Genomic DNA, 24884 nt, shown 5'->3' with positions numbered 1-24884 from the left:
TCAGGCGTGGCTCTCCTGGGCGTGGCCGTCGTGGAGCAGGCGGAGGTCGGCCTCGGGCTGCGGGTCGCGGCCCAGGCGCATGCCCACAATGGTGATGATGGCCGTCAGGAGGATGTACCCGGCGATCAGGTGCCAGCCGCCGGATGCTGCGCCGTACAGGGCGGTGAAGATCAGCGGGGCCACGGCGCCGCCGATGACGCCGGCCAGGGTGTAGGCCAGCGAGCTGCCGGCGTAGCGGAGGCGGGCCGGAAACTGTTCGGTGATGAAGGCGGCCTGCGGGCCGTACATAAAGGCGTGCAGGGCCAGGCCGATCACCACGCCGATGGTCAGCATCACCACCGATTTGCCCTGGATCATCAGGAAGAACAGCGGAATGTAGGCGGCGGTTGCGGCGGCGGCAACGCCGTACACCCAGCGGCGGTTGAGGCGGTCGGTGAGGGCGCCGGCGGCCGGGATCAGGAAGAGCTGGAAAGCGGATCCGACGAGGATTGCCGCCAGCACGTTGCCCGTGGTCATGCCCAGTTCCTTGGTGGCGTAGACGGCCACGAACACGGTGAACAGAGCGTAGAGGACGTCGGGGCAGAGGCGCGAGAGGGCGGCCGAGACCAGGGCCCGGGGTTCGGTGGTGAAGACTTCCTTGATGGGCGCCTTGGGGCGGTCGCCTTTGGCCTGGATGGCCTTGAAGACCGGGGTTTCCTCCAGCTTGAGGCGGATCACGAGGCCGAAGACCACCAGGATGGCCGAGGCGAGGAAGGCTACGCGCCAGCCCCAGGAGAGGAAGGCCTCGGTGCTGAGCGTGGCCGCCAGGATCGCCAGGGCGCCGTTGGCCATCAGGTTGCCGGCCGGCGGGCCGATCTGCGCAGCCGAGGACCAGAAACCGCGCTTGTTGGGATCGCCGAATTCGCTGGACAGCAGGACCGCACCGCCCCATTCACCGCCGACGCCGATGCCCTGGGCCAGGCGCAGGAGCACCAGGATGGTGGGGGCTGCGACGCCGATGACCGAGTAGTCGGGCAGGGCACCGATGAGGACGGTGGCGACGCCGATCAGCACCAGGGTGAACACGAGGACGTACTTGCGGCCGATCTTGTCGCCGAGGCGGCCGAAGATCACGCCGCCGATGGGACGGGCCAGGTACCCCACCGCGAAGGCCGAGAAGGAGAGCAGCAGCCCGACGAACTCGTCATTTGAGGGAAAGAAGATCTTGGGGAACACCAGCGCAGAGGCGACGGAGTAGATGGCAAAGTCGTAGTACTCAAGCGAGGTGCCGGTGAGGCTGGCAATGTAGGCCTTGAGCGCGCCGGGCGGCGGCTTCCTTGCCGCGGTCCTTGCTGCCTTGTTGGTGCTGGTCATGTTTTTCCTCCGGGGGTGAGGGGATGGTGCGGGGCCGGTGAGCGGCCGGGAACAGGTTTAGAGGAACGAGCCGATGCTGACACCGGCGTCCCCGAGAGCGGACTTCACTGCAGCGGCCATGGCTACGGCCCCCGGCGAGTCACCGTGCACGCAGATGCTTTCCGCGCGGATCTTCAGGATGGAACCGTCGATGGTCCTGACGGACCCCTCGGTGGCCATCCGTAATACATGCTCCGCCACTTCGGCGGGGTCGGAAAGGACCGCTTCCGGTTCAGACCGGGAGACGAGCGTTCCGTCCGGGTTGTACGCGCGGTCCGCGAACGCTTCGGGAACCGCACGCAGGCCCGCTTCCCCTGCAAGCCGCAGGACTTCGGAACCGGGAAGGCCCATGATCGGCAGGCCCGGGTCAACCGATTTCACGGCGTCGACGACGGCCTGCGCCTGGGCGGTGTGGTGGATGATCGCGTTGTAAAGGCCGCCGTGCGGCTTCACGTAACGGACCTTTGCTCCCTCGGTGGCGGCCAGCGCCTGCAGGGCACCGATCTGGTACACCACGTCATCGGCCAGTTCATTGGGTTGGATGTCGAGGAAGCGGCGGCCGAAACCGGCGAGGTCCCGGTAGCCGACGTGTGCACCGATGGCAACGCCGGCGGCCGTGGCCTCGCGGCAGGTGCGGCGGATCACGCTGGGATCGCCGGCGTGGAAACCGCAGGCCACGTTGGCGCTGGTGACGGAACGGAACATGGCGGCATCGTCGCCAAGCGTCCAGTGTCCGAACGATTCGCCAACGTCGCTGTTCAGGTCGATGCTTGCCACTTGTGATCTCCATCTCATTGAGCGGTCTTTACTAGGATGCCCTAAATCTACGGATTGTTCAACAATCCTTCGATTCCACGATGTGACGATCGTGTAAATTCTGAAGTATGCCCGCTCAAGAGACCACACTCCGCTCCGCAGGCCGCCTCCGGGTGGCCGTCCCCTCCGTGGCGGAACGGGTGGCTGACGAACTCCGCCTGCAGCTGGCGGAGGGGGCCCTGCTCCCCGGGGCACGCCTTACCGAATCCACCATCGCGGAGGACCTGGGCGTCTCACGCAACACGGTGCGGGAGGCCTTCGCGGAACTGGCCAGCGAGCGGCTGGTGGTCCGGCACCCCAACCGGGGCGTTTTTGTGGCCAGCCTCGAGGCAGCGGATGTCCATGACGTCTACACGGTCCGCCGCGCCATCGAAGTCAGCGCCCTGCGCGCGGGCGGGAGTCCGGAAGACGTCGCCGCCGTCCGGGCCGCCGTCGAGGAAGGAAAACGCGCCGCCGCGGCTGGAGACAATGAAGCCCTGGGCACCGCAAACCAGCATTTCCACGGCGCCATTGTTGCCATGGCCAGGAGCCCCCGGCTGAACAGCATCATGAGCCAGGTCCTGGCGGAAATGCGGCTGTTCTTCCACAAAGCCACAGTGGACGCGCAGTTCTACCAGCACTATTTGGCGGACAACGAGGCCATCTGCGCGGCGCTGGAGTCCGGCGAACTGGACCGCGCCGCGGATCTCCTGCTGGCGTACCTGGACCGCTCCGAGGACAACCTCAGCAACGTGCACGGGGACAACCCGGAGTGACTCAAGCCGCCGCAGCGGCGCCCAGTCACCGGCGCCCGGTGTAACCCATCCTGGCGCTGACCTGGAGCCCGCCCTGCTTCAGTGCTTCGATAAGCCCAGGGGCCGTTTCCGGATCAAAGCGGAACGCCGGCCCGGAAATGCTGATGGCCCCGATCACGGCGCCCAGGTGGTTGTAGACCGGAACGGCAACGGCAGTCAGCCCGATCTCGAACTCCTCCCGCACCACGCCGTAGCCCTCGCGGGCGACGTCGATCAATTGGGTTTCGAGTTCCTTCCGGTTGGTGATGGTCCGGGGCGTCCGCGCCGGGAGTCCCGTCTCCTTCAGGATGCGGTCCCGGTCTTCCGCCGGCAGCGCGGCCAGCAGCACCTTGCCGCTCGAGGTGGCGTGCAGCGGTGTCAGGTTTCCCACCCAGTCGTAGGTGGCCAGGGTTGACGGGCCCATCGCCTGGTCCACGTTGACGGCATAGTTGGAGCGGAGGACGGCCAGGTTCACCGTCTCCTTGAATTCCTCCGCCAGGGCCTCGAGGACGGGCCGGGCCTCGCGGACCAGGCTGAGCCGCCCCGGAATGGAGCTGGCCAGCCGCAGGATGCCGAAGCCCAGCTGGTACTTTCCCCGCTCGCTGTTCTGGTGGACCATTTCCCGGCTCACCAGCGAACCCAGGAGCCGCGAGACGGTTGACTTGTGGATGCCCATTTCCTCGGCGATGTCGCTCACCCCGGCGTGGCCGTCCCGCGCCAGGATCTCCAGGACGGCGAGGGCACGGTCCACGGACTGGACGCCGCCGTGCTGGCCCGCCTCGGTATCGGCGTCGGGTTCGCGATCGTTGTTGGAAGCCATGACTAATACTCTCAAGTAGCCTGCGCAGCGGGAAATCACCGCACCGGGACTCCCGCATCAGGACACGGTGCACGGGCAGCCAGCGAACTGGAGGTCAGCGCAGGCCGTTGCTGTGCGCGAGCGCCATGGCTTCGGTGCGGGAGGAGGCGCCGATCTTCCGGTAGAGGTTGCGGAGGTGGAACTTCACGGTGTTCTCGCTGATGTGGAGCTTTGCGGCAATGCCCCGGTTCCGCTGGCCCACCGCCAGGAGCTGGAGGACCTCCAGCTCACGGTCCCCCAGGTTCCAGCCGGCAATGTCGGCCGGCGGGCGGCTGGGCGGGTCGAGCGGTAGGGTGACGGCCACGTCGGCGCCCCAGCCCGGCATGACGTCCACACCCATGCTGCCGTTGAGCGCCTCCACGCGCTGGACGAGGCGTGCCACGGCGGGTTCGGTGGCGGAAAGTTCGCCGGGACCGTCGTCGCGCACGTTGACCAGCAGGTTCACGCCGTCGCAATCCCACTGGGTGCGGATCCGGCGCACTCCCTGCTGGTCCACCATGGCCAGCACCAGGCCGCGGACGATCGCCCTGGCGGCGTGCGCCACCTCGCCGGGAAGTGCCCGGCCGTTAACGGGCGGCTCGATGAACTGGACGTCGATGCCGCTGAAGTTCATCAGCGGGCGCAGGTCCTCGCGCAGGCGCTGGAATGCGGAGGCAACGGGCTCCTCCACGAGGTCCGTGGTGCGGTCGCTGAGCGTACGGAGTCCCACCAGGGCCTTGGCCGCGACGTCGGTTGCCGCCGTCCTGGCGGCGGCGTCGGCCAGCGCCGGCGACCTCAGCGCGGCGAGCAGCGTTTCCAGGGTGGTGGAATGCCGGTCCACCAGTTCGGCGGTCACACGCAGGCGCTCGGCCGAGGCCGCGCGGGACTCGATGAGGTACGACGGCGGCGCATCAGCCACCTTCTCGCGGATCCGCTCGGCTGCCATCGTCCAGAGGTAGTGCAGGACCCACTGCGGGTCCGGCCCGGTCCCGGAGGCCTGGCCGGGCTGCGGGTCGGAGAGGACCAGCAGTGCATTGCTGGGCGAGGAAACCGCGAGGACCGGGCGCAGTTCGCCGCCGAACACGGCTTCACCGCGCCAGGCGGCGCCGTCCGCCCCGTAACCATCACCGGCGAGCAGGGTGCGGAGGGCGTCCAGTTCCGCGATGGACACGCGGCTGATGATGGCCTCGGCACCGGCCTTCTTCTGCGGCCGGCCGGTGCAGTCTTCCGTGAAAATCACCAGGGCGCTTGATTCCCAGTAGGGGCTGAGGGCCGCCCGCAGCCGGTGGGCGATGTCCATAAGGGGAGCCGCGGCCAGGGCGGCGGCGGCTTCAAGCAAGGCAGTGTTGTTGGCGCGTTCCACCTGCCCAGTGTACGGGCCGGGCGCAGGAGACCCACCCCTTTGGGTAGCCGGGGACCGTCCAATCATGGCGTTGGACCCACCCAACGGACGGGCGAGCATTGAAGGATCACAACGTTCAAGGAGGTACGAGCATGGGCACCATCGCCGCAACAGACCCGGCGGCCCCGGCTGATCCAGCCCTGACCGGCACAGCCCGGGCCTTTGACCGCAACCGGGCCCTGGTCATGGACGAGGTCAGCAGGGTCTCCCAGCACGTGGACGCCGCAGAGATCGCAGCCCTGGTGACCGAGCTTCGGCTGGCCGACAGGATCTTCGTCACCGGCGCCGGACGCAGCGGCCTGGTCCTGAAGATGGCGGCGATGCGGCTGATGCACCTCGGGCTGACGGTGCATGTGGTGGGCGAAACCACGGCACCGGCCATCCGTGCCGGGGACCTGCTGCTCGCAGCCTCGGGTTCCGGCACCACCGCCGGCGTGGTGACAGCGGCGGAAACCGCTGTCGCCCAAGGCGCCCGCGTGGCCGCCTACACCACCAGCGCTGGTTCCCCGCTCGCGGCCGCTGCCGCCGCCGTCGTCCTCATTCCGGCTGCACAGAAGGCGGACCACGGCTCGGCGGTGACCCGGCAGTACTCCGGGAGCCTCTTTGAGCAGGTGCTTTTTGCCACCACGGAGGCGGTGTTCCAAAGCCTGTGGGACGAGGACGCCGCCGCCCCGGAGGACCTCTGGCAGCGGCACGCGAACCTCGAATAAGCCCCCTCTCCCCCCGCAAGTCCGTTTCACAACCGAAAGAGATAGAACATGAAACTGCAAGTAGCAATGGACGTCCTCACCGTCGAAGCCGCCCTGGACCTTGCCGGCAAAGTCGCCGAGTCCGTGGACATCATCGAGCTCGGCACCCCGCTGATCAAGAACGCCGGGCTCTCGGCCGTGACCGCCGTTAAGACCGCCCACCCGGACAAGATTGTCTTCGCGGACATGAAGACCATGGACGCCGGCGAGCTCGAGGCCGAAATCGCCTTCACCGCGGGCGCGGACCTGGTGTCCGTCCTGGGCAGCGCCGACGACTCCACCATTGCCGGCGCCGTGAAGGCCGCCACGGCCCACAACAAGGGCGTGGTGGTGGACCTGATCGGCGTTGCGGACAAGGTGTCCCGCGCCCAGGAAGCCCGCGCCCTGGGCGCCAAGTTCATCGAGTTCCATGCCGGCCTGGATGAGCAGGCCAAGCCGGGCTACAACCTGGACGTGCTGCTGAGCGCAGGAGAAGAGGCCCGCGTGCCGTTCTCGGTGGCCGGCGGCGTGAACCTGTCCACCATCGGAGCCGTGCAGCGCGCCGGGGCCGACGTGGCCGTCGTCGGCGGTTCCATCTACAGCGCCGACGATCCCGCCGTCGCCGCCAAGGAACTGCGGGCCGCGATCAGCTAGCTTCCTGCCGATCATCCACCTCCCGCAACCCGACGGCGGCCCCCACGGACTCGTGGGGGCCGCCGCTTCGCGTGGCCGGCTACTGGAACGAACGGATGGTGATGCCGGAGAAGGTCGCAGGGCCGCCGTCCGTGTAGAAGGAGATCCCGGTGTCACCGTCGGCGAAATGCACCTGCTGCGAGAGCACCGTGTGGCCGGCGTTCACAAACACCTCAACGCTTTGGGTATCCACGAAGATGCGCAGGTGCACTGACCGCGCGGCCGCGTCGATGGGCGCTGCTGCGCGCGTGTACGGCACCAGCGAGAAGCCGCCCAGGTCCGACGGCGCGCGGTCCACATAGAGCTCGTTGCCGTACTTTCCGATGTTCGTATGGCGGGCGCCGTCAGCGGAGCGGCCCACGGAGATCCCCACGTTCGTTGCGGCCTCCCAGGAAATATCGAGTTCCAGCTCGTAGGCGCGGCCGTTCCAGGGCACCACGTAGCTGCCGTTCACGGTGCGGCCGGGGAACGTGGTGGCGGAGCTGGCGTAATTCGCGAGCGCCCCGATCGGGCTGCTGAGCAGGGAGTACCAACCGCCCGGCTGGCGTTCGAGGCGCAGTTCGCGCACGATCGAGTTCTGGCCGTTGTAGCCGTCGGTTGCATCCGTGGGAACGTCGCGGGCGGCGTACTTCCAGTTGTTCATCCAGCCGATCGCGTACCGCCGGCGCTCCGGTGCCTCAACGGCCGGCCACGTCACCGCGCCGTACCAGTCCCAGCCCCAGTCCAGCCACTGCGGATTGCTGACGTCGTCAGCCAGGAACTGCGTGCCGTCCCACGTGCCGGTCCAGTAGGCGTAGGTCATGGGCAGTCCGATGCTGTAGGCGTCCATGCTGGCGCCCAGCACCCAATGCCGGGTGCCGTCGTCGGCCGTCATCTCGAACAGGTCGGGGCACTCGATGCCACCCAGCGCGGGGTTGGGGAAGTCGAAGTTGCGCTTCAGCTGCCAGTCACGCAGGTTCGGGGACGTATAGAAGGCCGCGTACCGGGCCCGGCCGATCACGCAGACCCACTCGTTGCGCACCGCATCCCAGTGGATCTTCGGGTCCCGGAACCATTCGGCGTTGTCGATTTCCGCCTGCGTGGTGGCGGCCCTTCCGTCCGTGTTCACGATGACCGGGTCCGGCAGCGCGGTGAACGTGTAGCCGCCGTCGGTTGACCAGTAGAGATACTGCTCCTGGTACTTGCGGATGCCGTCCGTGGGCTGGGTGGCAAGGGCCACGATGGCGCCGGCACCGAAGCCTGTGGTGTTGGCAGTGTCCACCACCGCGGATCCGGACCACACGGGGAAGTCCGGCTGCAGCGGCAACGCATCGCCGTGATGGGTGAACGCCACGCCATCTGCCGTGGTGGCGTGGTCCCAGCCGCCCTGGCCGTTGTTCTGCGTGGAGTGCAGGTAGTAGAGGTGGTACTCACCGCCCAGGAACACCGGGCGCTGCGGATCGCACAGCCAGCCCGAGGGCGGCGTCATGTGATAAACCGCCCGCAGTGAGCGCTTGGCCCAGGCCGGCGTGGCAGGGATCGTGCCGCCCATGAGCAGGGCGAGTGCTCCTGCTCCGGTGCCTTGCAGGACACGGCGACGGGAAAAGGCAGATGTCATCGTTGACTTCCTCTCAGGGGGCGGCTGCTCCGCCGGGCGCTCGGGGATGGAACCATCGGTGGTTCGCCGATCAGCCCACGGGCTGATTAAGCGCTTTAGCAGAACAAGATACCCAGTCGCACCGTTATGGTCAAGCGTTTCAGCAAAATTGCCGCCGTCACAAACAGGCCGAAAAATCGCACCGGAACTATTTTTGCTAAAACGCTTGATCGCCGCTCCATTCCACGCTAGCTTCATGGTGATCAAACGCTTTAGCAGAAATGGACATCAACGCCGATGAGCTATCCAGTCTTCTTCCAGCCCGCCGATGCATGGGTTGGAGACCTTATCCCCTTCCAGAAGGACGGGGAGTTCTGGCTCTTCTACCTTTCCGAGGTCCGCGCCGACCCGAAGCCCGGAACGGCCTGGAACCTGGTGACCACCAAGGACCTCACCCAGTTCCAGGACCACGGGGTGGCCCTTCCCCACGGCACCTCGGACGAGCTCGACTTCAACTGCTACACAGGCAGCATCATTGCCGACGACTCAGGCGTCCACCATCTGTTCTACACGGGACAGAACCCGGGCAACCTCGGGACGGACGGCCTGCCCCTGCAGCTGGTTATGCACGCCACCAGCACGGACGGCATGAACACGTGGGTAAAGCGCCCCGAGCTTACGTTCGGTGCGCCGGACCGGTTCGAGTCCGCGGACTGGCGGGACCCCTTCGTCTTCCGCGACGAGGCGGCCGGCCTGTGGCGGATGCTCCTGGCGGCCAGGCACTCCGACGGCCCGGAACGCCGCCGCGGGGTCATCGCGCAGTGCACGTCCACGGATTTGATGACGTGGGAGCACACGGACCCCTTCTGGGATCCCCGCAGGTACATCACGCATGAATGCCCGGACGTCTTCGAATGGAACGGGTGGTGGTACATGGTCTACTCCGAGTTCTCCGAAACGTTCACCACCCGGTACCGGATGGCCAAGAGCCCCACCGGGCCGTGGACAGTCCCGGACCTGGACAGCATCGACGGGCGTGCGTTCTACGCGTCCAAGACGTCGGAGCGGGACGGCCGGCGGTTCTTCTTCGGCTGGATTGCCAGCAAGGAAGGCAATTGCGACGACGGCGCCTGGCAGTGGGCGGGCACCATGTCCGTCCTGGAGGCACGGCAGAACCCCGACGGGACCCTGGCTTTCGGCCTCGCGGACGAGCTTGTGGACAGCTTTTGGGACGGGGTCCCGCTCGAGCTGGACCAGGAGCTGCCTCTGCAGTTAAACGTCCCGGATGGTTACGCCGCCATCGTGAGCAGCAACGATCTGCCCACGCAGTTCTATGCCAAAGCGGTGCTGGACATCCAGCCGGGCACCACGGAATGCGGGATCCTGCTGCGCTCCAGCCCGGACGGCGACCACTCCTACGTCCTCCGCCTCGAACCGAAGCGTGGACGCCTGGTGTTCGACCGATGGCCCCGGACGATCACCGGAGAAGCCCAATGGCATGTTTCCGGCGACGTTCCCTACGCCATCGAACTGGAACGCCCCTGCCACCTCCCGCCCGGCCGCCACACGCTGGAAGTGGTGGTCGACGGCGACCTGTGCGTCGCCGTCGTGGACCGGCAGGTGGCCCTCAGCACCCGCATCTACGACCTCCCCGCCGGCGGAATAGGCGTGTTCGCCGGCGAAGGATCCGTCACCATCACAGATTTCGAAGTACGCAAGCGCACCGACAACTGAATACCCCCGCAACCCCATCCTCCGTTCCAATCAAGGGAGATTGACCAATGAAGAACCTGTTCCGCGCTGCCGCCTGCGCAGCCGTTACCGCCCTGGCGCTGACCGCCTGTGGCGGCGCAAGCTCCACCGATCCGTCCAACGTCAGCCCCACCGGCGAGATCAAGCCGCGCGAGATCTCGTGGCTGCTCTCCCGGCCCGCCGACGGCGCGGTCATCAACATCATGAAAAAGCTGGCCGACGACTACGCCAAGGACCACCCGGGCTTTGAGCTCAACCTGATCACCACCCCGGACCGTCCCTCCTACATCCAGAAACTCGAGACCCTGGCGGCAGCCAACAAGCTGCCCGAACTGTTCGACACCGACGCAACGCCCTTCGCCCAGGAGTTGGCCAAGCAGGGCAAGATGGTGGACGCCGAAAAGCTGCTGAAGTCGCTCAACGTCTACGACGACTACCGTCCGGGCGCGCTGGACTACCAGCGCTTCGACGACGGCTCCCTGTACATGATCCCGTTCCAGTTCGAGCTGGAATTCATCTGGTACAACAAGGCACTGCTGCAGAAGGCCGGCGTCGCAGTACCCACGTCGCTCGACGACATCCCGGCCATGTGCACTGCCCTGCGCAGCGCCGGCGTCACCCCCATCGCCATCGACGGGCAGGACCAGTGGCCGCTGGAACGCTACGTCGCCTACCAGCCCTTCCGGGAAGCCGGCCCGGACTTCGTCCAGAAGCTGAAGAAGGGCGAGGCGAAGTTCAGCGATCCCGTCGGCCAGAAGACCGTGAACTGGATGGCGGAACTGGGCAAGGCCAAGTGCTTCCAGGACGGCTTCTCCGCCCAGGGCTACTCCGACGCGCAAAACCAGTTCACCTCCGGACAGGCCGCCATGTACAACATCGGCACGTGGGAACTGCCCAGCCTGGCCACGGAGAAGCTGGATCCTGCCGTCCGCAACGACATCGACTTCTTTACCCTGCCCACCACGGCCAACTCCGTGACGGCGGCCAACGAATTCGTGTCCCCGTCCGGCATCGGCATGGCGGTGAACGCCAAAACCTACGATCCCCTGGTGAGCGACTTCCTGAAGTTCGCCCTAGAAAAGTACCCGGCCGAATATGCCGCCACCGGCGCGCTGTCCCCCACCACCGACGTCGAAACCGTTGTCCCGGCCAACGCCACCCCGCTATACCGGAAGGCGCTGGACCAGGCCGACAGCCTCGGTTCCAAGCAGGCCATGCCGTGGGATACGCAGCTGGATCCGACCACCAACGGCCGGCTGCAGCAGGAGCTGGTGCTGCTGGTGCAGGGCAACATCACGCCTGAGCAGTTCACCGAAACCATGGACAAGACCATCGCGCAGAACGCCCCCAAGTTCTTCAAGTAGGCACTGCTTCCTCACGAAACCAACGCGGCGGGGGATCCCAGCGCTCCCCCGTCCGCAAGGCCCCGAAAGGCCCCGCCATGCAACCCAACAGGATGCTGCCCAACAGGTCACGGACCTCGGTCCTGGTCTTCCTGCTCCCGCCGCTGCTCCTCTACAGCGCAGCAGTCCTCTTCCCCATCCTCCAGTCCCTGTTCCTCAGTTTCTTCTCCTGGAACGGCATCAGCGACATGGAGTTCGTGGGCCTGGACAACTACATCCGGATGTTCGCAACCGACGATATCTTCTGGAGGGCGTTCCTGAACGCCCTCGTCTACCTGGCCATCTGCCTGGTGCTGCAGCTCGGCGGCGCCCTGGCGGTGGCCAGCCTCCTCACGTCGCTCCGCCGCGGACGTGAGCTGGTCAAGACCCTCTACCTGCTGCCGGCCGTGATCTCCACGGTGGCCATCGCCTTCCTCTTCGTGCGGATCTACTCCCTGGAGCCCGTGGGCCTGCTCAACCAGCTGTTCCACTGGGTGGGCCTCGACAGCCTCGAGCGGCCGTGGCTCTCGGACGTCAACACGGTCCTTGCGGCGGTGTCCGCACCGGAGGGGTGGCGTTTCACCGGGCTGTACATGCTCATCATCTACGCGGCCCTGCTGGCGGTGCCCAAGGAGCTTGAGGAGGCTGCCGTCCTGGATGGCGCGTCCCGGTGGACGCTGTTCACCAAGATCCGCTTCCCGTACATCCGCCCGGTGTGGATCACCACCACCATCATGGCCACCACCTACGGGCTGCGCGGCTTCGACATCCCCTACCTGATGACCAACGGCGGCCCGGGGCAGTCCTCGGAACTGCTCACCACCTACATGTACAAGACGGCGTTCACCAGCACGGACTTCGGCTACGCCAGCACCATCTCCGTGTTCATCGTGGTTGAGTGCCTCGTGGCCGTCGGCCTCATCCTGTTCCTGCTGAAGCGGAAGGCAGACTCATGATCACCCAGGCAGCCCCTCCCACCCCGCCCGCCGCCGTCGTGCCCCAACGGCCGCCAGTGAAGCGCCGCCGGCGCAGGCCCGACCTGTTCCGGACGTTGTCCCGCGTGCTGGTCATGCTGATCGTGATCGTGCAGGTCTACCCGCTGGCGTGGCTCTTCCTGACCAGCCTCCGCACGGAACAGGACTTCGCCACCGGTGACCCCTTTGCCCTGCCCGGCTCCCTGACGTGGGAGAACTATGCCCGGGCTTTCGAAACCGGTGACCTGGGCCGGAACATCCTGAACAGCTTCATCGTCACCATGGGCGCGAACATCCTGATTGTCCTGCTGGGCATGATGGCCGCCTACGCCATCCAGGTCCTCGGTTTCCGGCTCAGCAAACTGGTCCGCGGGCTGTTCCTGATCGGCATCATCGTCCCGGTCCAGATCGCCCTGGTCCCCCTGTTCATCGACTATTCGGCCGTGAACCTGCTGGACACCTACCAGTCGATGATCATCCCGCTGGCCGGTTTCTCGCTGCCCATGTCCATCTACCTTTTCTGCTCGTTCTACGAGTACATCCCCCAGGAGACATATGAGGCAGCGTCCCTGGACGGCGCCGGCCCCTACCGGATCTTCGGGCTGATCACCATGCCGCTGTCCCTGAACACCGTGGTGACCGTGGTCCTGGTGAACAGCATCTTCATCTGGAACGACTTCATCTTCGCCAACACGTTCGTCCTGTCCGAGGACCTGAAGACCATTCCGCTGGGCCTGCAGAACTACATCGGCGCCATGGGCAAGGTGGACTGGACGGCAACCTTCGCCGCCGTGTGCGTGACCATCACCCCGCTGCTGCTGGTGTTCCTGGTGCTCAACAAGGCCATGATCCAGGGACTCGAAAGCGGGGCGACGAAAGGATGACGGCAACGGCGGATGGATATACTCCTCAAGGAGGGCAGATGAGTTCAATGGAGAATGGTGCGGAGGTGCCGGCACCTGCGGCCCGGGCGCCAAAAGCCCCGGAGCGCGCGCACCCTGTCACCCTCCGCGACGTGGCAGAAGCAGCCGGTGTTTCCACGGCCACGGTGTCCCTGGTGGTCAACAAGAAAAAAGCCGCCCGGATCGCCGAGGAAACCCGCCGGCGGGTGCAGGACGCCATCCGGACCCTGGGATACCGCCCCAACGCGATGGCCAAAACCCTGGTCAGCGGCACCTCCCGGTTCATCGGGCTGGTGGCGGACGGCGTTGCCACCACGCCCTTCGCCGGCCAGATCATCCACGGCGCACAGGACGAGGCGTGGAAGCACGGGTACGCCCTTCTCATCGCCAACACCGAAGGCAACGGCGAGCTTGAGCAGGACGCCATCCAGATGATGCTCGAATACAAAGTCCGCGGCATCCTCTACTCCACCTGGTTCCACCGCCAGACGGAAATTCCGGCGCCGCTCCGGGAAGCCGACTTCGTCCTGGTCAACTGCTTCTCCCAGGAGCCGGGAACCCGGGCCGTGGTGCCCGACGAGGTGCAGGGCGGCCGCTCAGCCACCGACATCCTGCTGGGACACGGGCACCGGAAGATCGCCTTCATCAACGCCACCATCCCCGCCCCCGCCAAGGACGGACGGCTCCAGGGGTACCGGGAAGCACTGGAGAAGGCCGGTGTTCCGTTCGACCCCGAGCTGGTGCTGGAAGCCTATCCGGACCAGGAAGGCGGCTACGGGGCCACCCCCGAACTCCTCAAGCGCGGCGTGACCGCGGTGTACTGCTACAACGACCGGATGGCAATGGGCCTCTACGACGGCCTCCGCGAGCACGGCCTCTCCATCCCCGAGGACATGGCTGTGGTGGGGTTCGACAACCAGGAAGTCATTGCCGCGCACCTGCGTCCCCCGCTTTCCACCGTCTCGCTCCCCCACTATGAACTGGGCGCGGCGGGCGTGCGGATGCTGCTCGGGCTGGACGACGCACCCGGGACCGCGGCGGACGGGGTTGCGAAAATACTCTGTCCCGCCGTGGAACGGACCTCCGTCCGGGCCCAGGCGCACGCCTGAACCTGAGCTGTTACAGCCCCGGAGGCATCCGCCTTTCCTTAGGTTGAGGCCGGGAAAAGGACATGGAGGGCGGCAATCACCGCAGCGGCGTCCTGGGGATTAGCGGGATCGAAGCTGGTGAGTTGCCCGAACCGGGCAAGGCGGTTCAGCACAGTGTTTCGGTGGCAGTACAGCTCCCCGGCAGTTTCCGACACCGATCCGGTGCGGAGGTACGCCTGGACCGTCTCGATCAGCCGGTCACGTTCATGCGTGGAGATCGTAGCGAGAGGGCCCAGCACGGTGTCCGCCAGGACGGTTCCGTATTCTCCCAGCCGAGTCATGGCAACATGCCCCCATGCCTCACGCACGGTCCGCTGGCCCGGGCGTTGCGGCGTCACCACCGGCAACGACTCCAGGGCGATCCGAAGCATCCGGGGCACGTCGGCCAAGGAGCGGGCGGGCGGCGCCACAAAGCAGTCCACCCTGGACAGCCACGGGCGGGCGCCCTCCGGCTCCCTACCCGTCCGGGCAGGAACGTCCTCAAGAATGAGGATCAGTGCACCGTCGCGCTCGTGGAGGAATTGCTCAGCACCGGCACGAAGCACCTCCGCACGGAATGCCTTCTGGGCGTATTCGGCGGCAACGGCAACGATGAAGTTGCTGTCCGGCGCCACGCCGAGCGCGCGGGCAGCCTGTCCCAGCACCTGCGGATCCTTACCGTCCGAATTGAGCAGCCGCGACAGGAGGAACGCGCGCTGCGTCTCTTTTTCCTGCGCCATGCTGGCGAGCTCATCGAGGTAGCCTGCGTGCACCCGGATAGTGTGGAACTCCACCGCTTCCCACACGCGCACTGCATCCTTGGTCAACTCCGGCAAGGACGAGGGCGGAACCTTCTCCAGCATTGCCGTCCAGAGCACCCGGAAGTCCATGCGCACTGCGCGCAGCAGGGATTCCAGGGGCAGGCCCTGCTGCGCGCGGCGGTGTCCCAGTGCGTCGGACATACCCGCGAGCCGGTCGGGTATCGGAAGGCTTCCCACCAGCCGCAGCAGTAGTTCTATCGAGGCGACAGCTGTCTCCTCCAGATCCTGGACAGCCACCGCAGAGGCCGCATAATCCTCAATCTTCTGCACCTCGAGAAGGTACTGGTGCGCGATCCGGTCGATGTCGGCGAGGCAGTCGGACACCAGGTCAGACACCACCGACCGGGGGGCGGCTCCAGCGGACGCCGGAGTCCTGTCCGCGGACGCTGTATTGGGCATATGCCCATTCTAGAACCGGACTGCACTGTGTTCGTCCATTGTTTCCCCACGTGATCCATCCCACCATTGAAGGAGGTGTTCCGTAAGCTCGCGCTCGTATCCGGAAAGGACAGCCGCCGAGGCCCATGCTCGATTTGAAACTTGTCAAAGCCCGCATCTTCACGATGGCTGATGCCCCTTCAACAGCCCACGCCATGGGAGTGCTCCACGGGCGGATCATCGGGTTTGACGACGACGTCCTGGACCTCCCGGCTCGGCGGACGCTCGACTGCGGCGGAGCCGTCGTCGTCCCCGGCTTTGGTGATTCGCACAACCATATGGCGTGGTTTGGCCAATCCCTCGCCGAACTCGATCTGTCCGGCTGCCGGACCCTGGAGGAACTGTACGATGCAGTCTCCCGGTTTGCGCGCGGCCTCCCTGAAGACGCGTGGGTGGTGGGATCGGGTTATGACGACACGGTCCTGGGGGGTCATCCGCACCGGAGCGGCCTGGACCGGTCCGCTCCCGGCCGTGCGGTCTGGCTCAAGCATCGGTCAGGGCACATGTGCGCCGTCAACTCTGAGGTGCTTGGTCGCACGGGCGTTCTGGACGGCTCGGCGATTGTTCCCGAGGGCGGCACGGTGGTGGAGGATTCCGGGGGGCCTACCGGATTGCTTGAGGAACAGGCTCAGAAACTGGTCACCGCACTGGTTGTGCCGTACCCGGTCACGGACCTCGCGGACGCGATTGGCGCAGCAAGCGGGGTTTACGCTTCCGAGGGCCTGACGCACGTTGTGGAGGCCGGCATCGGGTCGGGCTGGATCGGCCGAAGCCCGGTCGAACTCGCTGCCTACGTTGAAGCACGACGCCGGGGCCTGCTGAAAACCCGGGTCCAGATGATGGCCGTCAGCGATGCCCTGCACCCGCTCCAGTCCAATGCCGCGGACGGGATCAGCTTCGGCTTGGACCTCGGCATCACGTCGGGCTTTGGCGACGACCACCTCCGGCTGGGCGCCATGAAAATATTCATCGACGGTTCCCTGATCGGCCGCACTGCAGCAGTAACCGAGCCGTTTTGCGATCATGATCACGGCAACGGCAGCTTCCAGCTATCGCCCGGGGAACTGGCCCGGCGCATTATCGACGCACACTGCTCCGGCTGGAACGTCGCAGCGCACGCGATCGGGGATTCGGCAGTCGACGTCGCGCTGGACGCATTTGAGGCAGCGCACCGGAAGTTGGCGCGGCCCGACGCGCGGCACCGCATCGAGCACGCCGGCATGGTCCGTCCGGACCAGCTTCCCCGGTTCGCGGCGCTGGGCGTCACACCCGTTCCGCAGCCGCACTTCCTGTATGAGGTGGGCGACACCATGGTGGACGCAGTCGGCGAGGAGCGGACGCCGTGGCTGTACCGCCACAAGTCCTTCCTGGACTCCGGGGTACGCGTTCCCGGCAGCTCGGACCGCCCGGTAGCGGCCGGGGCGCCGCTGCTGGGCATGCAATCCATGGTGACGCGCGCCAGTTCCGGCGGCGCCACGCTGAGCCCACAGGAACGGGTCGACGCCGAGACCGCCCTGCGCGCCTACACGGTCGACACCGCGTGGATGGCAGGCGAGGAAGACCGCCGGGGAACGCTGGAACCGGGAAAGTTCGCCGATCTCGTGTTCCTCTCCGCACACCCCGCAGACGTGCCGCCCCACGAGATCGGCCAGATCAGCGTGCTGGCGACCCTGCTCGACGGCGCCTGCGTTTTCGGGCACGGCTACATCGAGAAACTCCAGAGCACCGCATCGTCCCACCCCATTCCCACATTGAGAGGCACCGAGCATGCAACCCCATGACGCCACCCAGGAAGAAGCAGCCGTACCCGTTGTCAGCGGAGCCGACGCCGGCAAAATCGCCCGCGCGGCCTTCGTCGGCACCGCCCTCGAATGGTACGACTACTTCCTCTTCGGAACCGCTGCAGCCATCGTTTTCAACCGGCTGTTTTTCACATCGCTGGATCCGACGGCTGCAACGTTGGCGGCCTTCGCCACATTCGGTGTCGGTTTCGCTGCCCGTCCGCTCGGCGCCGTTCTCTTCGGCTACATCGGTGACCGTGTAGGGAGGCGTCCGGCCCTGCTGATCACCATCGTCGCGATTGGCGTGGCCACGGGCCTTATCGGCGTGCTGCCTGATTTCGGCACCATCGGCCTCGCAGCCCCCGTCATGCTGGCCATCCTGCGCCTGGTGCAGGGCCTCGCAGTGGGCGGTGAGTGGGGCGGTGCCATGACCATCGCCGTCGAACACGCCCCCATTGAGAAGCGTGGACGGTATGCCGCCCTGGTGCAGGTCGGTTCACCCGTGGGGACGCTGATGTCCTCCGGCGCCTTCGCCCTGGTACTGCTCATGCCCTCCGCGGTCTTCGATTCCTGGGGCTGGCGCCTGCCGTTCCTGGCGGCCTTCCCGCTGCTGCTGATCGCGCTGTACATCCGGCTGAAGGTTGAGGAATCACCGATCTTCCGTGAACTGGTCAAGCTGGAGGAACGCGCCAAGATTCCGGCAGTCGACGTCTTCCGTCAGGCGTGGGGCCGGCTGATCGTTGCTATCGCCGCCGCTTTCCTCGGCGTCGGCGGTTTCTACATCATGACTACCTTCGTCATCAGCTACGGCACCGCCACCCTCGGCCTGGACCGTGGACTCATGGTCAACGCCACCCTCGTCGCCGCCGTCGTGCAGATCGGCGTCATCCTGGTCATCGGCCGCATCAGTGAGAAGGTCGGCCCGGGACGGATGACCTTCATCGGCGGCCTCGTGACCGCCGCCGCAGCGTTCCCGCTCTTCTGGATGATCGACTCCCGCAATCCGTTTGCCGTGGTCCTCGCCGTCACCCTCGGCATCGGGCTGCTTTCCGTGGCCTACTCGGTCACCGGCGCCCTGCTGACCGAACTGTTCCCGCCGCAGCTGCGCTACAGCGGCGTCGCGCTGGGCTACAACTTGGCCGGTGCCCTGAGCGGATTCCTGCCGCTGATCGCCGTCGCCCTGCTCGGTGTATCCGGTGGAGCGTCATGGACCGCTTCCCTGCTGCTGATCGTCGTGTCGCTCATTACCGCAGCCGGCGGATTCTTCGGAGAGCGCCTCCGCGTCAAGGACAAAGCGATCGTACGGTAAGGAGCCCCATGCTGAACCCGGAAACAGCCCGCCGTATTACCGAGGCCGTGGATGCAGCCTTTGACCGCCAGCTCGATTTCACCGCGGAGCTGGTCCGGCATCCCTCCCTGAGGACAGCCGAGGCCGGGGCGCAGGACCTGATGTTCGCTGAGTTTGAGGCCCGCGGACTTGCCGTGGACCGCTGGACGCTCGACGGCGAAGCCCTCGCTTCGCACGTGGGTTATGGTCCCAGCACGGTCGCCTTCGAGGACCTCACCAACGTGGTGGGCACCTACACTCCCCCGGAGGAAAAGGGCCGTTCGCTCATCCTGAACGGGCATGTCGATGTGGTTCCCACCGGGCCTGAGCAAGTATGGGAACGCAACCCCTGGAATGCCGTGGTGAAGGACGGCTGGATGTATGGCCGCGGGGCCGGTGACATGAAGGCCGGGCTCGCTGCCAACCTGTTCGCCTTCGACGCCATCCGGGCCGCCGGCTTCGCGCCGGCCTCGACCATCCACTTCCAGTCAGTGGTGGAGGAGGAGTGCACGGGCAACGGGTCGCTGGCTGCGCTGCAGCGCGGCTACACCGCGGATGCTGTCATCATCCCCGAGCCGGAAGAGAACATGCTGGTCCGGGCAAACGTGGGGGTGATCTGGTTCCGGGTCCGTGTTTCCGGCAGGCCCACCCACGTACGGGAGATGGCTTCGGGCTTCAACGCAATCGACGCCGCCTACACCGTCATGGGTGCGTTGCGGGAGCTCGAAGCCAAGTGGAACGCAGATAAGGGCAGCCACCCGCACTTCGAGGACACAGACCACCCGATCAACGTCAACATCGGCATGATTTCCGGCGGCGACTGGCCTTCAAGCGTGCCGGCCTGGTGCGAGTTCGATGTCCGGGCGGCCCTGTATCCGGGGGTCCCCGCCGTGGATGCGTGGAACGAGATCCTGGAGTGCCTGCAGACGGCCGGAGCGGGTGCGTCGGTGTCGGCCGAACGGACGGGCTTCTTCTCTGAGGGCTACGTCCTGGAGGAGGGATCGGAAGCGGAAGCGGCGCTGGCCACGGCGCACGAGGCTGTCTTCGGTTCGGCGTTGCAGAGCTTTACGACGCCCGGTTACCTCGACGGCCGGGTCTTCGCCCTTTACGCGGGGATCCCGGCGCTGGTCTACGGTCCCGTGTCAGAGGCGATTCACGGGTTCGATGAGCGTGTGAACATCGAGTCGGTCCGCCAGGTGACCAAGACCATCGCCTTGTTCATCGCCGGCTGGTGCGGTGTCACCGAGGCAGCATGATCCTTACGGCACGCAGAAGGCGCCCGGCCAATGGCCGGGCGCCTTCTGCACGTTGTGGTGCCTACCGGGGGTCGAGTTCCCCGAGGCAGAGGCTGCGGACAACGTCGGTGAGCACGTGCAGGCCGCTGATGATGTCCTGGTCCCTGGTGTACTCATGCTCGTTGTGGGAGATGCCCTCAGCTGACGGCACGAACAGCATCACGGTGGGAACGACGTCCTTCAGGTTGGTGGAGTCGTGTCCGGCCAGCGTCTTGACCCGCGCATAGGCCAACCCGCGGTTTGCCGCGGTCTTTTCGGCCAGCGCCACTCCTTCCGGCTGGTAAGGAGTAACCGGCCAGCAGTGGGATCCGGTCTTGCTGATCTCCACCCGGGCAGTCCGCTCGATCCGGCCGATGCGGTCGTGGAACATCCGGTCGGCTTCGGCGAGGAGTTCCTCGTCGGCTGACCTCAGGTCAAGGAGCAAGGAAACCAGCGAGGGCACGACGACGGGCGAGTTGGGATAGACGTCAAGCTGGCCCACCGAGGTATGCACTGCCCCGCCTGGAAAGTGGTCTGCGATTTCCCTCGCGGCGACCACGAGCATCGATGCACCCAGGAGGGCGTCGCGCCGGTCAGCGATGACCGTTGAACCGGTGTGCGCCTGCTCGCCGCGGACCTCAAACTGGTACTTGTTGGCCGCCCAGTTGGAGTCGACGACGCCGATAGTGACGCCGTCGCGTTCCATGCTGCGGCCCTGCTGGATATGGATTTCGGCGGCGTAGGCTGCCGTCGGCCCTGTGCCCTCGCCCAGCGATGCGGTTGCTTCCAAGGCCTGGCGAACGGTTGTGCCGCCATGGTCCGCCGTCGCCAGGGCTTCCTCGGGTGTCATCTTTCCCGTGTAGACGGAACTGCCCATCATGGACGGTTTGAAGCGGGCACCTTCCTCATTGAACCAGTTCACGACGGCCAGGTTGTACCGGGGAGTTGTCCCTGCGGCACGCCATTCGGCAGCGAGGCTGAATGCTGCATGGGCGGCGGCGAGCACGCCGTAGGCACCGTCATACCGTCCCGCCGTCGGCTGCGAATCAAGGTGGGAGCCGACCAGCACGTATGGCGCACCGGGGTTCACCTCCAGCAGGCCGAACTGGTTTCCGATCCGGTCGAAGGATACGTTGAACCCCTTGTCCCGAAGGATGGCGGACAGCCAGGCACGCTGTTCCCCGTCTGCCGGTGAACCCGCCTGCCGCTCCACACCCCCGCCGGGAGTGGCACCAAAAGCGCTGAGTGTGGCGAAGTCCTGTAGGAACACGGCGTCAGCTCCTGTGAACTTCGTGGGATCGGGTTCGGGCACGGCACCGTTGCTCATGACTGCTTGTCCTTAACGCTTGGATTGATGATGTACACAATCGTCTCAGGACGGCATGCTGCAGGCACTGGGACCGGACAACCAATTCGGCCCGCGGCATTGTGAATCTGCACATCAGCCAAGGCAATAGTGGCGACGGCGCGGTTTGTGCTACAGCACCTTGCGGATGGTTTCCTCGAAGCTGGTGACGTGGTGCAGGGCCAGCTCGCCTGCCTTGTCGGCGTCGCCGGCGGCCACCGCCTTGAGCAGGTCCACATGCTCGGTGATGTGGCCGGTCACGGAGGGCACCTTGTCCAGCACCACGCACCAGATGCGCGTGGCCAGGTTGTCGTAGCGGATCAGGGTGCTTTCCAGGTGCGGGTTGGCGGCCGCCTTGTAGATCAGCCGGTGGACCATCAGGTCGTAGCGCATGAGTTCGCGCGATTCGCCCTGGCCCGGCGCCAGCCCGGCGATGGCGTCGGCCACCTGCAGCAGTTCACGGCGCATGCTGTCACTGGCCCTATTGGCCGCGCGGCGCGCGGCCAGCGGCTCCAGGAGTTCCCGGATTTCCGAGACATCCGCCAGTTCCGTGAAGTCCACGTTCGTGGCAAAGGTTCCGCGGCGCGCGTAGGAAATGACCAAGTGGTCCACTTCCAGCCGCTTGATGGCCTCCCGGACGGGAGTGCGGCCGAACCCGAGCTCAGCCGCCAACTGGCCCTCGTTGATGGGCTCGCCCGGCCGGATTTCCAGCATGATCAGCTTGTCCCGCAGCTGCCGGTACGCGGCCTCCGCCTGGGACGGTGCTTCCTCCTCCGTCTGAGGCAGGGCAAGAAGTGCATTCAAGGCGCCACTCCGTTCTTTGCTGCAGTTACGAGGCTACCGACCGGGAGCTTCGTGCCACTTTCGTCCAGCTATTGACTCAGCTGTGATCCCAATCATACCATTGAGATCACACTGATATATCAGTTAGTTAGCAAGTGGTATTTCAAAGGAGCATCCGTGGTTGAGCAGTTGAACGAGCGACTTTCCGTCGTCGATCCCGAGGTCCAGGAGGCCATTGCCAGTGAGCTGGCCCGCCAGCAGTCAACGCTGGAAATGATCGCCTCCGAAAACTTTGCCCCGTCCGCCGTCATGGAGGCCCAGGGCTCAGTCCTGACCAACAAGTACGCGGAGGGCTACCCCGGCAAGCGTTACTACGGCGGCTGCGAGCACGTTGATGTGGTGGAGCAGCTGGCCATCGACCGGGTCAAGGCCCTTTTCGGCGCCGAGTTCGCCAACGTCCAGCCCCACTCCGGCGCGCAGGCCAACGCCGCCGCCATGTTCGCACTGCTGAACCCGGGCGACACCATCATGGGCCTGAGCCTGGCCCACGGCGGCCACCTGACGCACGGCATGAAGATCAACTTCTCCGGCAAGCTCTACAACGTGGTCCCGTACCACGTGAGTGAGTCAGACCTCCGCATCGATATGGCCGAAGTCGAAGCGCTGGCCCTCGAGCACCGGCCCAGGCTGATCGTGGCCGGCTGGTCCGCCTACTCCCGCCAGCTGGACTTCGCCGAGTTCCGCCGCATTGCGGACCTGGTGGGTGCCTACCTCATGGTGGACATGGCCCACTTCGCCGGGCTGGTGGCCGCCGGCCTGCACCCGAACCCGGTGCCGTACGCCGACGTCGTCACCACCACCACCCACAAGACCCTGGGCGGACCGCGCGGCGGCGTCATCCTCGCCAAGGAGCAGCACGCCAAGAAGATCAACAGCGCCGTCTTCCCCGGCCAGCAGGGCGGCCCGCTGGAGCACGTCATCGCCGCCAAGGCCGTGGCCTTCAAGCTCGCCGGGAGCCCCGAATTCAAGGAACGCCAGGAACGCGTCCTGGAGGGCTCCAAGCTCCTGGCCGAACGGCTCCTCCGCGACGACGTTGCCGCGGCCGGAATCTCCGTGGTCAACGGCGGAACCGACGTGCACCTGGTCCTGGTGGACCTCCGCAACTCCGAGCTGGACGGACAGCAGGCCGAGGACGCCCTGCACCGCATCGGCATCACCGTCAACCGCAATGCCGTCCCCTTCGACCCCCGCCCGCCGATGGTCTCCTCGGGACTGCGCATCGGCACGCCTGCCCTCGCCACCCGCGGCTTCGGCGCCAAGGAATTCGCCGAGGTAGCCGACATCATCGCGACGGCGCTCATCGCATCGGCGGCCAGCGGCACCCTGGGCGACAGCACCGCCGTCGAACTCCGCGCCCGCGTCACCGCCCTGGCGGAGAAGTTCCCCCTCTACCCCCATCTCAGCAACGGCACTGAAGTTGCCGCCCTTGAAGCAGACCTGATTGGAGCAGCCCAGTGAGCGCAGACCTCCTCCCCGAGCACCCGGATTTCCTCTGGCGCAACCCGGAGCCCAAGTCCTCCTACGACGCCGTGATTGTGGGCGGCGGCGGGCACGGCCTGGCCACCGCGTACTTCCTGGCCAAGAACCACGGAATGACCAACATCGCCGTCCTGGAAAAGGGCTGGCTGGCCGGCGGCAACATGGCCCGGAACACCACCATCATCCGGTCCAACTACCTCTGGGACGAGAGCGCCGCCATCTACGAGCACGCGCTCAAGCTCTGGGAAGTCCTGCCCGAGGAGCTGGAATACGACTTCCTCTTCAGCCAGCGCGGCGTCATGAACCTGGCCCACACGCTGGGCGACGTCCGTGAAAGCATGCGGCGCGTGGGCGCCAACAAGCTCAACGGCGTGGACGCCGAGTGGCTGGACCCCAAGCAGGTCAAGGAACTCTGCCCCATCCTGAACATCAGCGACAACATCCGCTACCCCGTCATGGGCGCCACCTACCAGCCCCGCGCCGGCATCGCCAAGCACGACCACGTGGCCTGGGCGTTCGCCCGCAAGTGCGACGAAATGGGCGTGGACATCATCCAGAACTGCGAAGTCACCGGCTTCGTCAAGGACGGCAACCGCGTGGTGGGCGTCAAGACCAACCGCGGCACCATCAACACCGAAAAGGTGGGCCTCGCCGCCGCCGGACACAGCTCGGTCCTGGCCGAGATGGCCGGCTTCCGGCTCCCCATCCAGTCCCACCCGCTGCAGGCGCTGGTCTCCGAACTGCACGAACCCGTCCACCCCACCGTGGTCATGTCCAACCACGTGCACGTCTACGTGTCCCAGGCCCACAAGGGCGAACTGGTGATGGGCGCCGGCGTGGACTCCTACAACGGCTACGGCCAGCGCGGCTCCTTCCACGTGATCGAGCACCAGATGGCCGCCGCCGTCGAGCTCTTCCCCATCTTCGCCCGGGCCCACGTGCTCAGGACCTGGGGCGGAATCGTGGACACCACGCTGGACGCCTCCCCCATCGTGGGCAACACGCCGGTGGAAAACATGTTCGTGAACTGCGGCTGGGGCACCGGCGGCTTCAAGGCCACCCCCGCGGCCGGGCTCACCTTCGCGCACAACATCGCCACGGGCTCCCCGCACAAGCTGAACAAGCCGTTTGCGCTGGAACGCTTCGAAACCGGCGCGCTGATCGACGAACACGGCGCCGCCGCCGTGGCCCACTAGCCGCCAGCGAACACTGCACTTTAGA

Annotated in this window: 21 protein-coding genes; 13 read left to right on the top strand and 8 right to left on the bottom strand. The window is 66.2% G+C overall.

Annotation, left to right across the window (positions count from 1 at the left end):
* Together SMD14_RS01080 and SMD14_RS01075 are read right to left on the bottom strand one after the other, a co-directional pair.
* On the bottom strand, positions 1-1353 hold the full coding sequence (locus SMD14_RS01080) for an MFS transporter (RefSeq protein ID WP_157239868.1): 1353 nt from the start codon (positions 1351-1353) through the stop codon (positions 1-3).
* 57 nt (positions 1354-1410) lie between these two features.
* Complete coding sequence (locus tag SMD14_RS01075) at positions 1411-2169, bottom strand: 5-oxoprolinase subunit PxpA (protein ID WP_321215007.1); 759 nt, start codon at positions 2167-2169, stop codon at positions 1411-1413.
* A 107-nt stretch (positions 2170-2276) separates the two neighbouring features.
* Between SMD14_RS01075 and SMD14_RS01070 the strand changes: the two genes are divergently transcribed.
* Positions 2277-2963, top strand: coding sequence for a GntR family transcriptional regulator (locus tag SMD14_RS01070; protein ID WP_104996383.1), 687 nt, complete (start codon positions 2277-2279; stop codon positions 2961-2963).
* A gap of 25 nt (positions 2964-2988) precedes the next feature.
* Here SMD14_RS01070 and SMD14_RS01065 read toward each other — a convergent pair whose 3' ends face one another.
* Positions 2989-3801, bottom strand: a complete 813-nt coding sequence (locus SMD14_RS01065) for an IclR family transcriptional regulator (protein ID WP_157239871.1) — start codon at positions 3799-3801, stop codon at positions 2989-2991.
* Between the two features lie 94 nt (positions 3802-3895).
* Complete coding sequence (locus tag SMD14_RS01060) at positions 3896-5119, bottom strand: response regulator transcription factor (protein ID WP_321216323.1); 1224 nt, start codon at positions 5117-5119, stop codon at positions 3896-3898.
* A 194-nt stretch (positions 5120-5313) separates the two neighbouring features.
* On the opposite strand from SMD14_RS01060, the gene hxlB reads away from it, so the two are divergent.
* Positions 5314-5931 (top strand): 6-phospho-3-hexuloisomerase, encoded by a 618-nt coding sequence (hxlB, locus tag SMD14_RS01055; RefSeq protein ID WP_321215006.1) that lies wholly within the window; start codon positions 5314-5316, stop codon positions 5929-5931.
* Positions 5932-5979: 48 nt separating this feature from the next.
* Entirely contained in the window at positions 5980-6603 is a 624-nt protein-coding gene (gene hxlA / locus SMD14_RS01050) for a 3-hexulose-6-phosphate synthase (RefSeq protein ID WP_321215005.1), read from the top strand.
* A 79-nt stretch (positions 6604-6682) separates the two neighbouring features.
* Here the strand turns inward: hxlA and SMD14_RS01045 are convergent, their stop codons facing one another.
* Complete coding sequence (locus tag SMD14_RS01045; RefSeq protein ID WP_321215004.1) at positions 6683-8239, bottom strand: glycoside hydrolase family 32 protein; 1557 nt, start codon at positions 8237-8239, stop codon at positions 6683-6685.
* Between the two features lie 276 nt (positions 8240-8515).
* Here SMD14_RS01045 and SMD14_RS01040 point away from each other — a divergent pair, with 276 nt between their 5' ends.
* From SMD14_RS01040 to SMD14_RS01020, 5 genes are all read left to right on the top strand, one after another.
* The gene (locus tag SMD14_RS01040) at positions 8516-9952 is read left to right on the top strand and encodes a glycoside hydrolase family 32 protein (RefSeq protein ID WP_321215003.1); all 1437 of its coding nucleotides are present in this window, start codon (positions 8516-8518) and stop codon (positions 9950-9952) included.
* 47 nt (positions 9953-9999) lie between these two features.
* A complete protein-coding gene (locus SMD14_RS01035) occupies positions 10000-11334 on the top strand; it encodes an extracellular solute-binding protein (protein ID WP_321215002.1) in 1335 nt (444 codons plus the stop codon).
* Positions 11335-11426: 92 nt separating this feature from the next.
* Complete coding sequence (locus SMD14_RS01030; RefSeq protein ID WP_321216322.1) at positions 11427-12308, top strand: sugar ABC transporter permease; 882 nt, start codon at positions 11427-11429, stop codon at positions 12306-12308.
* Positions 12305-13210, top strand: a complete 906-nt coding sequence (locus SMD14_RS01025) for a carbohydrate ABC transporter permease (protein WP_321215001.1) — start codon at positions 12305-12307, stop codon at positions 13208-13210. Before SMD14_RS01030 ends, SMD14_RS01025 begins: the two co-directional genes overlap by 4 nt.
* Before the next feature lie 38 nt (positions 13211-13248).
* Positions 13249-14337 carry a LacI family DNA-binding transcriptional regulator gene (locus SMD14_RS01020; protein ID WP_409339699.1) on the top strand — a complete coding sequence of 363 codons (1089 nt, stop codon included), beginning with the start codon at positions 13249-13251 and terminating at the stop codon, positions 14335-14337.
* A 38-nt stretch (positions 14338-14375) separates the two neighbouring features.
* Here the strand turns inward: SMD14_RS01020 and SMD14_RS01015 are convergent, their stop codons facing one another.
* Positions 14376-15575 carry a helix-turn-helix domain-containing protein gene (locus SMD14_RS01015; protein ID WP_321215000.1) on the bottom strand — a complete coding sequence of 400 codons (1200 nt, stop codon included), beginning with the start codon at positions 15573-15575 and terminating at the stop codon, positions 14376-14378.
* 125 nt (positions 15576-15700) lie between these two features.
* Here SMD14_RS01015 and SMD14_RS01010 point away from each other — a divergent pair, with 125 nt between their 5' ends.
* Genes SMD14_RS01010 through SMD14_RS01000 form a run of 3 tightly spaced genes read left to right on the top strand, consistent with a single transcriptional unit; the run spans position 15701 to position 19978 of the window.
* Positions 15701-17395, top strand: coding sequence for an amidohydrolase (locus SMD14_RS01010; RefSeq protein WP_321214999.1), 1695 nt, complete (start codon positions 15701-15703; stop codon positions 17393-17395).
* Positions 17382-18704 carry an MFS transporter gene (locus tag SMD14_RS01005; protein WP_157239890.1) on the top strand — a complete coding sequence of 441 codons (1323 nt, stop codon included), beginning with the start codon at positions 17382-17384 and terminating at the stop codon, positions 18702-18704. Before SMD14_RS01010 ends, SMD14_RS01005 begins: the two co-directional genes overlap by 14 nt.
* A gap of 8 nt (positions 18705-18712) precedes the next feature.
* Entirely contained in the window at positions 18713-19978 is a 1266-nt protein-coding gene (locus tag SMD14_RS01000; RefSeq protein ID WP_321214998.1) for an ArgE/DapE family deacylase, read from the top strand.
* Positions 19979-20039: 61 nt separating this feature from the next.
* On the opposite strand, the gene SMD14_RS00995 is transcribed toward SMD14_RS01000, so the two are convergent.
* Together SMD14_RS00995 and SMD14_RS00990 are read right to left on the bottom strand one after the other, a co-directional pair.
* Positions 20040-21323: a M20 family metallo-hydrolase gene (locus SMD14_RS00995; protein WP_321214997.1), complete on the bottom strand. Its 1284-nt coding sequence runs from the start codon at positions 21321-21323 to the stop codon at positions 20040-20042.
* Between the two features lie 150 nt (positions 21324-21473).
* Positions 21474-22145: a GntR family transcriptional regulator gene (locus SMD14_RS00990; protein WP_157239895.1), complete on the bottom strand. Its 672-nt coding sequence runs from the start codon at positions 22143-22145 to the stop codon at positions 21474-21476.
* A gap of 156 nt (positions 22146-22301) precedes the next feature.
* Between SMD14_RS00990 and glyA the strand changes: the two genes are divergently transcribed.
* Positions 22302-23642: a serine hydroxymethyltransferase gene (gene glyA, locus SMD14_RS00985; RefSeq protein ID WP_321214996.1), complete on the top strand. Its 1341-nt coding sequence runs from the start codon at positions 22302-22304 to the stop codon at positions 23640-23642.
* A complete protein-coding gene (locus SMD14_RS00980) occupies positions 23639-24859 on the top strand; it encodes a sarcosine oxidase subunit beta family protein (protein ID WP_321214995.1) in 1221 nt (406 codons plus the stop codon). The genes glyA and SMD14_RS00980 overlap by 4 nt, the downstream gene beginning before the upstream one ends.
* Positions 24860-24884 lie beyond the last annotated feature (25 nt).

The organism is Pseudarthrobacter oxydans (assembly GCF_034258515.1).
Lineage (GTDB): Bacteria > Actinomycetota > Actinomycetes > Actinomycetales > Micrococcaceae > Arthrobacter.
Note: the sequence above shows the minus strand (reverse complement) of the source record. Positions and strands in the feature narration are given on the sequence as shown.